The organism is Gloeotrichia echinulata CP02 (assembly GCA_038087035.1).
In the GTDB taxonomy this organism is placed as follows: Bacteria; Cyanobacteriota; Cyanobacteriia; order Cyanobacteriales; family Nostocaceae; genus Gloeotrichia; species Gloeotrichia echinulata.
In genome coordinates, this window is the sequence record CP051187.1 from 888,656 (window position 1) to 900,998 (window position 12,343).

The window sequence follows — 12,343 nt, forward strand, 5'->3', positions numbered from 1 at the left end:
CGATCAACATTGTACCCAGCTTACTTAACTTGTAGCGTCACGCACCATTCTTTAACGTAGCGCGAAAGTCCCCACCTTCAGCGTACTCGCAAGGTGGGGATGAATAGCGGGCTGCGACGATTGCATCTATGACCAAAATCGACCGCAAGGTTGATAAGGGAATGGATGTATGAGGAGTAGCCATTCATTCATTTGGGGATTCTTGAGATTGTATATATTGCTTGATTTTTTCAATTGGTGCGCCACCAGTAGAAGAGACATAATATGAACTAGACCAAAAAACAGGTTGACGATAAAAATTAGATAGATGTTCTGAGAATTCTTTCTGAATAATTCTGCTTGATGCTGATTTTAGACTACCTACAAGAACGGATAAGTTGTTATCTGGGTGGAAATCAACTAGCAAATGAACATGATCCACTTCGCCTGAAAACTCGATTAGTCTGCACTTGGTTTTTCTACAGACATTTGCAAATATTTCTGGCAACCGTTCCAACATTGAAGCGGTTATTGTTTTGCGTCTGTACTTGGTTACAAACACAAAATGTTGGCGAATAGAGAAAACAGAATGAGAGCCTTTTCTGGGAACCACTTGACAAGCCTATAGGTCAACTGTAATATCTTAGAATAAATGTAAAAAGGAGGCAAATAAATCAGTGGCTACAAGACGGATGACTTTCAGGTTATACCCAAATAAGCAGATAGAGCAGTCTTTGCGGTATCACCGAAAGCTCCATAAAGACTTGTATAATGCTGCTATTTATAACAGATTCACTCAATATCAAAAGTTCAACCACAAGGTTGATTATTTTGAACAACAGAATTGTTTGCCAGAGTTGAAAGAAGTTTGGATAGAGTATAAAGAAATCAATTCACAAGCTCTACAAGCAACTTTAAAACGTGTTGATTTTGCTTTCCAACGCTGGTTTTTAGGATTGGGTAAACGCCCTAAATACAAGTCAATTCGCCATTATTCTGGTTGGACATATCCAGCTAAAACTGGTTATTCTGTAGAATCTAATGGCGAAAATGGGTATTTGAATCTGTCTAAAATTGGACGAATTCAAATGAGGGGTAAAGCTAAGTATTGGGGTAAACCAACTACTTGCACAATTGTTTACAGAGATGGTAAATGGTACGCATCAATCACAATTGATGCTTTAGACCAAGTTCTCAAGCCAGAAATTTTACCAACGGGTGCTATTGGTATAGATTTAGGATGTAAAGCAGCATTGTCAATTACTGATGGCGAAAATCATCAACAGATTGAAGCGCCAAAGTTTTTGAGGAGTGCTGAACAGAAAATAAAAAAAGCGTCTAAAGAGAAGAGACGCAAACGCGCACCAAATAGAAAGAAAAAAATTAAAGCTTCTAGAAGATGGAAAAAATCCCAAGCTAAGGTTAGCAAGATAACTCGCAAGGTTGCTAATCAAAGACAGAATTGGGTGCATCAAGTTGCAGCAGAAATAGTCAGCGGTAATAGCTTCATTGCAACTGAAAAACTAGAAGTAAAGAAGATGACCAGCAAGGCTAAAAAAGGTAAGCGCAAGAAGCAAAAATCGGGTTTGAATAAGTCAATACTTGACGTAGGTTTTGGGATGCTACGCGATACTGTCAAATACAAAGTAGAACAAATTGGTGGTGTATTTGTAGAAGTTCCAACCCTGAAGGTAAGGCCTAGCCAAACCTGTCCAAAGTGCGGTCATCAACATAAGAAAACACTTGATATTAGAGTTCACGAGTGTGGTGTTTGTGGATACCGTCAGGACAGAGATATTGCTGCTGCCGAGGTAATGCTTTACTGGGCAAAAGGCACTCTACCGGGGTTAGGAACTAGCCTCGTAGACGCAGAGTCGTCTGGCTCTACTTCATGCACCAAGGCGCGTAAGCAAGCTGGAAGCATGAAGCAACTAGGGGCGAAGAAGCGTCAAAAATCTGTGGAAGTCTCCGCTAATAACGAACTGAGGGATGTAGAAACCCACAGTTCAGGCGGAGCCAACTGTGGGTAGTTCATATCTGAGTGAGGAGTGAGTAATGAACAATAAATTAAAAACTAACAAATTTTTTCAATTATCCCAGCAGCTTTTTGGCATAATTGTCTTGAGCTTATACGCAGTCACAATATTAGAAGCAGGTAGCAGTCAAGCCAAGCCAGTCACAAAAAAGCCACAAAATCATCATCATCCAATTTTACCACCGCCAACTACCACCAGTTTTGCCCAACAAGTAGCCAGATTAGATGATTGGCGCTTTTACCCAGAAGTTCTGCAACTGGAATTTACCCTCTCAACAGGTATAACTCCCCGCTACTTCTACCTTTCCCAACCACCGCGAATTGTCGTCGATTTACCAGATACCAAATTAGGCTATGTTTCCACCCAAGAAAACTATTCTGGAGCCATCCAAAAAATTCGCGTCTCCCAATTAAAAGCAGGCGTCACGCGCATTGTTCTGGATTTAGCACCAGGAAATTTTTTCACTCCCAACCAAGTGCAACTCCAACCTGTATCCAGACAAAACCCCACTCGCTGGGTGTTAAGTCTATTTATATCTGGTTATAGTCCCTCTACACAACCGGAAATTTACCGACAATCGCCCAATAACTTACCACCAAATCCTTCTAATTATTATCCGCAGTCGCCGAATAACTTACCGCCAATTTCTAACTATCCGCAATCACCCAATAACTTAGCGCCAAATCCCTATAATTATCCCCAGGCGCCCAATAACTTAGCGCCAAATCCCTATAACTATCCCCAAGCGCCCAATAACTTACCACCAACAACAAATAACCCACAACAGCCATTTTTCAGCCTACCGCCATCATCCACCAATCTGGCGCCAACAAATCCTAACCTACAGCAACCCTTTGTCACCGTACCTCCCCTCGCGCCGAAAAACCCGATTCAAATACCTAATTTAATTCTTCCCCCAGCTAGTTTCCCCAATCAACCAGGTAATCTTAACAGCCTTCCTCCATCGGTCAATCCTAATTTTCCCGTCCCCACAGTCCCCAATTATCCGGCTAATAACCCCAATACTGGGGTAGTTGAATTTGGTCAACCTTTTCCCAATTAACGTAAGTTTTTAGTTATGAGACTACTCCCTTCCCGCTGGAAGATTACCGTTCGCGGAGCGTCCCGTAGGGAAATAATTTTTAGCTCACGCAAAGGCGCAAAGGCGCATTCGCGGAGCGTCTCGCAGAGAAGAAGGAAAATTATAGGTAATCTTAGACCGGGAAGGGAGTAATATTTTATCTTTAAAACTTAGGGTGGGCATTGCCCACCAAAACCTCGATGTGGTGGGCAATGCCCACCCTACAGCTACTTGACAAAATCTACCATTTCCTGGATACTTTTTATCAAAAAAATGGGTTGAAAACCTCCCCCTTCTAGGGGACTTTACATTAGTACGGCTTTAGCTTACCATAGTCAATGTAGTTTGGTAAGCACAATGTTAAAAGCCTACAAGTACAGAATCTATCCAACCAGTGAGCAAGCGATATTGCTTGCCAAGTCGTTTGGATGTGTACGCTGGTTTTACAACTATGCGCTTAACTTAACTAGCGAAACATATAAAGCAACAGGTAAGGGGTTAAGTCGTAATGACATCATTAATCTGTTACCGTCATTGAAAAAAGAACATGAATGGTTAACAGAACCCCCCTCTCAATGTTTACAACAAGTAGCTTTGGACTTGTCTAGTGCGTTTTTGAATTTCTTTGAAAAACGGGCTAAGTACCCCAATTTCAAAAAGAAAGGACAAAAACAATCTATTCGTCTTCCACAAGAAATCAAGCTAAATGGTGACGAATTAACACTGCCAAAATTAGGTAAAGTTTACTGTAAAGTATCGCGCCTACCTGAAGGCAAGTTAAAGTCTGTTACTGTTTCATTAACTCCATCTGGTGAATACCATGCTGCTTGCCTTTACGATGATGGTAATGATAAACCTGCTTCAACATCAGAAGGCAAAGCTATTGGTGTGGACATGGGAATTAACCATTACGTTATTACGTCCGATGGGACTAAACATGGCAACCCTAAGTATTACCGGAAATATGAAGTCAAACTAGCCAAGAAACAAAAACAACTTAGCCGCAAGCAGAAAGGGTCTAGTAATCGCAACAAAGCGCGGATTAAAGTTGCTAAAGTTCACGCAAAAATTACCAGATGCCGAGAAGATTTTCTACACAAACTAAGTCGTAAATTAGTTGACGAGAACCAAGTCATAGTTGTAGAAAATTTGGCAGTTAAGAACATGATCAAAAACCACAAACTAGCTAAATCTATTAGTGATGCTGGCTGGGGTCAATTCTGTACTATGTTGAAATACAAGGCAGAATGGGAGGGAAAAGTCTACATCGAAGTAGACAGATTTTTCCCTAGTTCCAAAACTTGTAGTAACTGCTTGCACAAGAGTGATAATCTCAGTTTAGACATTCGCAGTTGGCAATGCCCTAAATGTCACACAATACATGACAGGGACATTAATGCAGCCGTGAATATCAGAGATGAAGGTTTACGACTTTTGGCGGGAGGGCATCTCGCTACCGCTTCTGGAGAAAGAGTAAGACCAAGTAAAGGCACTGCTTTTACAAGGCGTTTTTCTGTGAAGGAAGAATCCCCACGCCTTAAGTAGGGGGAGTTGTCAAAGTCGTGCAAATCTAAAAAAAAATATCGACCGCCTTCGGCGGGGGGTAAGGGAAAAAGAAAAAGCGCAGAGGATAAAGGATAAAAGTGTAAAGAACTAAGTCCTCGCGGGGGAAACAACAACACGAAAACCCCTGTCGTGGCTCCTGTAGTCCAGCACGAGGTGGAGGCGAGACGCACAACGACAATTCCTAGGATAGTAGCCCCAGGAGCCACCACGCAGCAGCTTTGGATTATCATTCTCATTATCTTTTTGTTGTTTATTTAACCACGGGCTGCCATCGGATGGAGCTAATTCGTAGTTGCTATGCCAGTCGTCATAGCACCATTCCCAGACATTGCCGTGCACGTCATACAAGCCGAAGGCGTTGGGTGGATAGCTACCTACAGGGGTTGTTTGTCCTACAGGTTTACCTTTAGGGGCATCACCATAGCTGACTTCAGCATAGTAGTTAGCTAAATCCGCTGTGATAGTTTCGCCAAAGTAGAACGGAGTTGTCGTGCCTGCTCTACAAGCGTACTCCCACTCAGCTTCGCTAGGCAGCCGATAGTTTCGTCCTGTACTTTTAGATAGTCTATCACAAAACTCTACCGCTTCATACCAAGAAATTTGCTCTACTGGTAAATTATCACCTTTAAAGTATGATGGGTCAGGTTTAAGTTCCCTTTTAACTTGCGGGAGAGCCGCTACAACCCGCCATTGTGCTTGGGTGACAGGGTACTTACCCATGAAGAAGGAACTAACTGTGACTTCGTGCTGGGGGCTTTCGTCATCATAACGTTCAGCTTCAGTTTTTGGGGAACCCATCATAAATTTACCGCTGGGGATGGCGATCATTTCGAGAGTGACATTATTACCCAGGTTTTCGGTGTAATATTGGGCAATTTTGGTGTCTTGCTTGATAATTTCGCCACGACGGTTGACAGTGGGTGTTTGATATTCAAAATCCTGAAGGTTTAAGCGAAAACTTTCTTGCGGAAGTTGCAGTTTAACTCCATGAACAGTATGGGATTGACTAGCATTAGCAGAAATTTCACCTTTGAGCCAAATGCCAAGCGATACAGCAAATTCTCTTAATGAGTTATACTGACTTAATTGCGGTCTAAATTCTTCAATGAGACGCTGTAATCTAGCTAATTCCGCCTGTCCATTTTTCCCTCGGTTGACTAAGGCTTGTAGAGCATTAGCAATCTCCTGTTCTGCTTGAGTGCGATGTTCATCTAAATAAACCATTGCAGCCCATTGTTGTGGTTGCAATTGAGCTTGGATATTGGGATGGGTTCGCATTAAATAGGTTACGTAATCCATCAACAATTGTGCTACAGATTTGAGGCGATTTGCACCAAATTTCTGCTCCCATTCTTTTTTGTGAAATTTGTCCAATAAATTAGCTCGTACTGCTGGAGTCATGGCGTACAATTCATAGCCGACTGGACGACACAATTGGGACAACAACAAATCCGCTTCCGCTATCCAAGGAACTTCTTCTCTAAGTAAAAATTGCACTCGGATATAATTGACTAATTCGGGAGTTAAAACCAAGGGTAAGGCGCAGTGAGCAGCTAAATATTCATAGGATGGCTCAAACCGTCCTACAAAGCGATTAATCTGCTGCTGGGCTAATTCTTGCGTTAATTCATCAGATAATGGGTTCATTTGTCATTTGTCATTTGTCATTACTCATTACTCCTAACTCATTACTCATTACTCATTACTCATTACTCATTACTCCTAACTCATTACTCATTACTCCTAACTCATTACTCATTACTCATTACTCCTAACTCATTACTCCTAACTCATTACTCATTACTCATTACTCATTACTCATTACTCATTACTCATTACTCATTACTCCTAACTCATTACTCATTACTCATTACTCATTACTCATTACTCATTACTCATTACTCATTACTCATTACTCATTACTCATTACTCCTAACTCATTACTCATTACTCATTACTCATTACTCATTACTCATTACTCATTACTCATTACTCATTACTCATTACTCATTACTCATTACTCATTACTCATTACTCATTACTCATTACTCATTACTCATTACTCATTACTCATTACTCCTAACTCCTAACTCCTAACTCCTAACTCCTAACTCCTAACTCATTACTCATTACTCATTACTCATTACTCCTAACTCCTAACTCCTAACTCCTAACTCATTACTCATTACTCATTACTCATTACTCATTACTCAGAAGTTGTTTGAAAATTAACGAATCTGTGCGATCGCCTGATTTAATCCCTGCGGATCAAGGGGATACATTGGTACTAAATTCGTGATAAATTGGGCAGTAGTTCCTTGCCAGCGTTCTGGGGGCATGGGATTCAACCAAGCAATTAACTTGGTATGCTGTTTAATTTGCCACAAAACTTCAGCAGTAGCCGAAAATCTTTCGGAACGGCGATCGCCCCGCGCTGCTCCCCCATCGCTGACAATTAATACACTGGTATTGCTGTCGCCTGCTGCTAAAATTGACTCAAATAAAACCTTTTCTGTCAAATAAGGGTCTAAATAAATATACTGTGCCGGCAGGTTGTGGAAATAGCCCACGCGCAACTGCTGGATGTTACTTTCGTATTGGGCGGTTTCAACCAAATCTCGCGTAAAGCGGTGAAAGGGAATCATAGAGCCTTCCTGGTCGAGTAACAGCAGCAAATCAGCGTGATTTTGTTCTCTTCGACAGTATTTTGGCGCTAAGAAAAATCTTTGTTTGCAGACTTCCGTAATCGTCGCTGTTACATCTAAAACATCCTCTCTACCATCTGCTACCATTCGCCGCAAATACCGCCAGCTATAGACCATATACCGTCGAGAAATGGGATAATAAGCTCGGAAATCCCTATCTTCTGTCTGCTGTTCTAATAAGTTGATGGGGGATTTGACGGGAAGTAAGGATAATTCAGGGGCTGGGTTGAAAGATTCTCCCACAGCAGGAATTTGCTCCCCAAAAGATAAAGGGGAGGGATTTGAAGATGAGGAAGAAAATTCAGATGATTCTGAGGGACTTTCCGGTGATTTTACTTCATTTTGCCGTTCTTCTGCACTAATAGCCCGAAAAATCACCTCTAAATGATCCTGTTGTGCTAAGGAATGACACCATAGCGATCGCAAAAGTTTTTTCAGCCCATTTGCATCTTGAGTTCCCCAACCACCGTCAATGGCTTCTAGCGCCACTAAATATTCATTGACTCCCAAAGAAAACCCATCCCGTCGCAAACGGTAAAACAGGCGATTCAAGAGAGGTCGGGGGTTAAAGTCACTCATGATGATGCATAATTAGGATTTTGCCAGTCTTGCCGCAATTTAAAGATTAAGTCTCGATAAGGGATGATCTTTTCTTCCTGGAGTTTGTCTACAGGATAGGGATCTGATTTAAAGTGATGTAAAGCAGCCAGCCAATCGAGAAATTCACTAGTTCCAGGGAGTTTAAACAGGCTTTTATCTTCTCGAATCTTTAAAAATTTAGTAATGGCAGTCGTTACTAAATCTGATTTAGGTATTTCAATTTTATCTGTTTTCTGTTTTTGTGCATAGTGAGCATTGACAATTTTCTCTAACTCTTCTAGTTGATTAGGAAATCGCACATAGTGATATAAACAGCGTCGTAAAAATGGAGATGGTAAACTGCCTTTTTCTTTATTACTGGTAATGATAATAATTGGTAGTCGTTCTGGATTCGCTTGGATTTCTTCTCCCGTTTCTCGAATAAAGAATTTCCAAGGCTTTTCTAATATCGAAAGTAAATCATTGGGGAAATCTACATCAGCCTTATCAATTTCATCAATTAACAAAACTGCGGGATAGTCATGGGATTGAAATGCTTTACCTAGAGGTCCTAATTCGCAGTAGTCTTTGGGATTTTGAGGATTTCTGGGTTGTCGAGTTTTAGGATTAATTGATGGGGTTACGTTTTGGGTTTGGACATCATGCAAACGTAAAATAGCATCATATTCATATAATCCCTCTTGAACTTTCGTAGTTGAGCGAATATCCCAGCGATAAAATGGTAATCCTAATTCATGAGCAAGTGCAACTGCTAATCTAGTTTTACCACATCCCGCTTCCCCTTCAATTAATAGGGGTCTTTGCAGAAAAATTGCCAAATTAACTGCTTCGATTAATTCTTCATCCGCAATATAAGGTTCTAATTCTGTAGGAGAATCAGGATGAGGTTTTTTCGGTTGTGCTTTAGGGTCGCATTTGAAGATATATTTAGGAGAATTCATTATGCCTCTATTAATTAATGTAACGATGTAAAGATTCTTCTAATTTTAAGCAAACTGTAGAGGGAATACCAGGATTGGATAATCTATAAATTTTTTTAGCTATTTCTTGACTTTTATCCTTGCGTAATCCATATACTTCTTGCAGCCAATCATTAATATCACGTTCAGTCCAGTTTTGCAACGGTAACTTTAGGATTTTTAGACTATCAAAATCGTTGTAATTACAACAATAGTTTAGATGGCTATAAGATTCAGAAGCTATTGAACTTAGAGAAATAAACAAAATAAATTTTACCCAAGAGTAATCCTGAGAAATCTCTTGATGTTTTATGTTTAAGGGACGCCAAAAATACTCAATAAACCAAGATAAAAGTTTATCGTCATTTTCTAGAAGAGAATCCCAGTTGGTAAAATCAAAAAAAACAATGCTGTTTCCCTGTACACTGGCACTGATTTGATCAATAATATTCTGAATGTATTCTTGGTCATTAGGATGGGATTCAACTGGCTTAAAATAATCAGCGATCGCATTTAGTAAACTTCGCTCATCGGAAATATCAGGTCTTAATAAGGGGTCGATAGGACAATACTTAAACCTACCATAGCTCTTACTACTAAGAGAGTATTGAATATCTGCTATGCATAAATCTCCTCGCATCAAAGAGGTATTTTGTAGTAAAAATAAAGCCGTTCCTCCTTGACTATTCAAACATTTTTCTAAGATATCATTGACGAGAGTTTTTGCTTCACGAAAGTTAATTTTAGATAAATTTTGAGAAATAGTATGTTGTTGATTAGGTCTAACAGATGAATTAATCTTACTTTTTAATATCTCGATTTCGTTTGTTACTTGTTCAAGCTCTTTAAATAATTCTTCAGCCTGTCTGTCTAAATTTTCACGTTCAGCAAGGTTTGAGGTGTAATTGTATTGAGCACCAGATGCTTCAATATTTTTTTCAAGTACTTTCTTTCTCTGTTCCAAAAATTGAATTTTAGTTTCTATATAGTCTGTCATTTTCAATTAATATGATTATCTAAAAGTCCGAAATTTCTCGTTCAATTTCATCGAGCATTTCAAAATAAACAGTTACTTGTCTTTCCAAATTTAGATAATCAGATAAATTCGACTCAAAACCCATTTGCTTGCTAACGGCTTCAACATTTCCTTCAAGCTGCTGTTTCTGTTGTTCAAGAAACCTTTTCTTTGCTGGTAATAAAACTGGTTTAACTCGCTTTTCTATTGGCTGAATTCGGATAACAATTGACTCCAAATATTGCCAAGCTTTTACTAAAGTTTGCATCGGAATCATAAATGCAACTTTTGCTACTTCTCGCTTGCTATCTGCTGCGACCACCATCCCAACTACTCCCTGTAATTGTTCATCCCAAACTGGAGAACCACTAAATCCCGCTTCAATCGAGTATCCAGTCACCTTAGTATCTTCCAGTTGCATCCACTGTTTAGCATTTTGCTCTGACAAAACCCCAGTAGCCCAAACCCCAAAAGGAACTCCCCTCGGACACCCAAACACTTTAAATGGATTCTTGGAAAGATTTTCTGATAAAGTCAGACGAGTTTCTTTGGCTTGAGAAGGAAGGTGTTCAAGCTTTAAAACAGCAATATCTTCAATTGCTGCATTCGCATCTAAGTCAGATGTGGGACACCAATAAACAACCGTTGCTTTGATTTTCTCAGTTGAATTAGCTAGAGGAAAATCAATCCTAATTTCTCCATCAGGAATGTCCGGTATTGAGCTAGAAATTGACAATGCTTGAGCCACAACATGAGCGCAAGTCAAAGCATATTTTTCTGCTACCAGAAAGCCAATTCCAACGACTTCTTCTTGAGAAAATATCCGAATAATTGATTTTTTATGGTTGGGAAAATCAATGGCATTCATTAACTATTTTCCCTCACTATTATTAGTCCATTTCAAAGTAATTTCATAGCTAACTTCGCCACCAACAGACGCAAAGATTGCTCCAGCATCTGCAGTCAACTTCAGCCCAAATTTAACCTCCACTTCATCAGCAGGCTGGTTGAGGTCGCGCAATTTAGAGATAATTGCAGATGCTACGGGTTTGATTTTATCTAGGGCTTCTTCAAATGTCTGCTGCGCCTTGAGGATTTGTTTTCCTGATGGGAGAGTAACTCGCTGAATGGCGTTCCTTTCTGGTTCATCGACTTCCACCAGAAATGTTGTTCCATCCGATAGGGAAAATTGAGCTAATTGTTTTTCTTTCATCATTTGTGTCCTGACTCATTCAGACTCTTCGCACCGGGCAAAACCCTTGTTTGGTATTATACAACCAAAGAGAATGCTTGAAAAGTACTTAGTGATGTATCAAATACTTTTAGCTCCCCCTAAATCCCCCTTAAAAAGGGGGACTTTGATTCCATTTCCCCCCTTTTTAAGGGGCGTTATATCAAATCCAGTTACGGTCACACAAAGGGTAGGGAACATTGCTGTGCCCCTACATATACCATATGCAATCAACCGGATTTGATGTTAGGGGGGATCAATAAGTGGAAAGATACCGCCAACAACTTTTCAAACAAGCTCTAAGTAAAAACTCAGATTGTTCCACATACGAATGACAAATAACGAATGACAAATAACGAATGACAAATGACCAATGACAAATAACAAATGACAAATGACAAATGACCAATGACAAATGACCAATGACAAATGACCAATGACAAATGACAAATGACAAATGACAAACAACACTAAAACCTCTCAGTCTCCCCTCCCGGTGCGACTGCTCCAGGTTGAGATGTAAAGAAATTTTGCGCCGCCTCATTTTGGTAAATACACCTAATATCAGGCTTTTCACTGTCCAAGCTACCTGTAAAGCCAAAGGTATTGAGGCGATTTTTACATTCTCTTACCTGGTCAGATGTCACCAGCTTTTTTTGCTCTAAAAGTGCCCAGTTATTTTGACGCAGAACACAACCAGGACGCATACTCGGTTGAGCAACATAGACATTGAAGGGGTTAAGAGTCACAAATAGTCTCGCATCCATCACCATAGCGCTGGCTCCATACTGCACGCAAATTTCCGGGTTTGGTGCTTTGGTGTCAATGAATTCACGAGAAGCCACATTTGATGGAGATAACGTAGTTGTAGAGCTAAAAGCAATGCCAATTCCAATTCCCAAGATTAACACCCCCCCTAAAATTGCCATAGTGGTGAAATTAAACATCGGAGATTGGAAGCCAGAGGGTCTAGAAGTATTAGCCGTTCTACCAGTTGATGTACGTCTCATATCCCTTGATTACCTTCATGTCTCAGATACTAGTACTCTGTCAAGATAAAAATGATGGACTGTAGTGCGGGCATCTTGCCCGCGTGAGCGAGACGCTCACACTACCAAAAATCCCTCAAAACAAAATTGACAGACTACTAGGGAGTCGTTGAAACTGCTCT

General features: G+C 40.2%; 13 protein-coding genes. 4 read left to right on the top strand and 9 right to left on the bottom strand.

Going from position 1 to position 12,343, the window contains the following annotated elements:
- Positions 1–184: 184 nt before the first annotated feature.
- Positions 185–592 (bottom strand): IS200/IS605 family transposase, encoded by a 408-nt coding sequence (gene tnpA, locus HEQ19_03910; protein ID WYL98788.1) that lies wholly within the window; start codon positions 590–592, stop codon positions 185–187.
- Between the two features lie 79 nt (positions 593–671).
- On the opposite strand from tnpA, the gene HEQ19_03915 reads away from it, so the two are divergent.
- From HEQ19_03915 to tnpB, 3 genes are all read left to right on the top strand, one after another.
- Positions 672–2,009 carry a transposase gene (locus HEQ19_03915; protein ID WYL98789.1) on the top strand — a complete coding sequence of 446 codons (1,338 nt, stop codon included), beginning with the start codon at positions 672–674 and terminating at the stop codon, positions 2,007–2,009.
- A gap of 25 nt (positions 2,010–2,034) precedes the next feature.
- Entirely contained in the window at positions 2,035–3,078 is a 1,044-nt protein-coding gene (locus HEQ19_03920) for an AMIN domain-containing protein (protein ID WYL98790.1), read from the top strand.
- Positions 3,079–3,453: 375 nt separating this feature from the next.
- Positions 3,454–4,641 (top strand): IS200/IS605 family element RNA-guided endonuclease TnpB, encoded by a 1,188-nt coding sequence (tnpB, locus tag HEQ19_03925; GenBank protein WYL98791.1) that lies wholly within the window; start codon positions 3,454–3,456, stop codon positions 4,639–4,641.
- 108 nt (positions 4,642–4,749) lie between these two features.
- Here the strand turns inward: tnpB and HEQ19_03930 are convergent, their stop codons facing one another.
- Positions 4,750–6,309, bottom strand: coding sequence for a formylglycine-generating enzyme family protein (locus HEQ19_03930; GenBank protein ID WYL98792.1), 1,560 nt, complete (start codon positions 6,307–6,309; stop codon positions 4,750–4,752).
- On the opposite strand from HEQ19_03930, the gene HEQ19_30660 reads away from it, so the two are divergent.
- Positions 6,310–6,759, top strand: coding sequence for a hypothetical protein (locus tag HEQ19_30660; GenBank protein ID WZI67104.1), 450 nt, complete (start codon positions 6,310–6,312; stop codon positions 6,757–6,759).
- Between the two features lie 131 nt (positions 6,760–6,890).
- Here HEQ19_30660 and HEQ19_03945 read toward each other — a convergent pair whose 3' ends face one another.
- The 7 genes from HEQ19_03945 to HEQ19_03975 all read right to left on the bottom strand — a co-directional run bounded on the left by HEQ19_03945 (position 6,891) and on the right by HEQ19_03975 (position 12,182).
- Complete coding sequence (locus HEQ19_03945; protein ID WYL98793.1) at positions 6,891–7,946, bottom strand: VWA containing CoxE family protein; 1,056 nt, start codon at positions 7,944–7,946, stop codon at positions 6,891–6,893.
- Positions 7,943–8,908: a MoxR family ATPase gene (locus tag HEQ19_03950; GenBank protein ID WYL98794.1), complete on the bottom strand. Its 966-nt coding sequence runs from the start codon at positions 8,906–8,908 to the stop codon at positions 7,943–7,945. Before HEQ19_03950 ends, HEQ19_03945 begins: the two co-directional genes overlap by 4 nt.
- A gap of 10 nt (positions 8,909–8,918) precedes the next feature.
- Positions 8,919–9,923 carry a hypothetical protein gene (locus HEQ19_03955; GenBank protein ID WYL98795.1) on the bottom strand — a complete coding sequence of 335 codons (1,005 nt, stop codon included), beginning with the start codon at positions 9,921–9,923 and terminating at the stop codon, positions 8,919–8,921.
- 19 nt (positions 9,924–9,942) lie between these two features.
- Positions 9,943–10,809 carry a trypsin-like peptidase domain-containing protein gene (locus HEQ19_03960; GenBank protein ID WYL98796.1) on the bottom strand — a complete coding sequence of 289 codons (867 nt, stop codon included), beginning with the start codon at positions 10,807–10,809 and terminating at the stop codon, positions 9,943–9,945.
- A gap of 3 nt (positions 10,810–10,812) precedes the next feature.
- On the bottom strand, positions 10,813–11,157 hold the full coding sequence (locus tag HEQ19_03965; GenBank protein WYM03244.2) for a CU044_2847 family protein: 345 nt from the start codon (positions 11,155–11,157) through the stop codon (positions 10,813–10,815).
- A 303-nt stretch (positions 11,158–11,460) separates the two neighbouring features.
- Positions 11,461–11,643 carry a hypothetical protein gene (locus tag HEQ19_03970; protein ID WYL98797.1) on the bottom strand — a complete coding sequence of 61 codons (183 nt, stop codon included), beginning with the start codon at positions 11,641–11,643 and terminating at the stop codon, positions 11,461–11,463.
- Positions 11,643–12,182, bottom strand: coding sequence for a DUF3172 domain-containing protein (locus HEQ19_03975; GenBank protein WYL98798.1), 540 nt, complete (start codon positions 12,180–12,182; stop codon positions 11,643–11,645). The genes HEQ19_03970 and HEQ19_03975 overlap by 1 nt, the downstream gene beginning before the upstream one ends.
- Positions 12,183–12,343 lie beyond the last annotated feature (161 nt).

Coding starts and splice junctions, on each gene's coding strand:
- HEQ19_03930 (WYL98792.1), bottom strand. CDS start 6,309: ATGAACCCATTATCTGATGAATTAACGCAAGAATTAGCCCAGCAGCAG.
- tnpB (WYL98791.1), top strand. CDS start 3,454: ATGTTAAAAGCCTACAAGTACAGAATCTATCCAACCAGTGAGCAAGCG.
- HEQ19_03955 (WYL98795.1), bottom strand. CDS start 9,923: ATGACAGACTATATAGAAACTAAAATTCAATTTTTGGAACAGAGAAAG.
- HEQ19_03975 (WYL98798.1), bottom strand. CDS start 12,182: ATGAGACGTACATCAACTGGTAGAACGGCTAATACTTCTAGACCCTCT.
- HEQ19_03945 (WYL98793.1), bottom strand. CDS start 7,946: ATGAGTGACTTTAACCCCCGACCTCTCTTGAATCGCCTGTTTTACCGT.
- HEQ19_03920 (WYL98790.1), top strand. CDS start 2,035: ATGAACAATAAATTAAAAACTAACAAATTTTTTCAATTATCCCAGCAG.
- HEQ19_03950 (WYL98794.1), bottom strand. CDS start 8,908: ATGAATTCTCCTAAATATATCTTCAAATGCGACCCTAAAGCACAACCG.
- HEQ19_03965 (WYM03244.2), bottom strand. CDS start 11,157: ATGATGAAAGAAAAACAATTAGCTCAATTTTCCCTATCGGATGGAACA.
- HEQ19_03960 (WYL98796.1), bottom strand. CDS start 10,809: ATGAATGCCATTGATTTTCCCAACCATAAAAAATCAATTATTCGGATA.
- HEQ19_03915 (WYL98789.1), top strand. CDS start 672: ATGACTTTCAGGTTATACCCAAATAAGCAGATAGAGCAGTCTTTGCGG.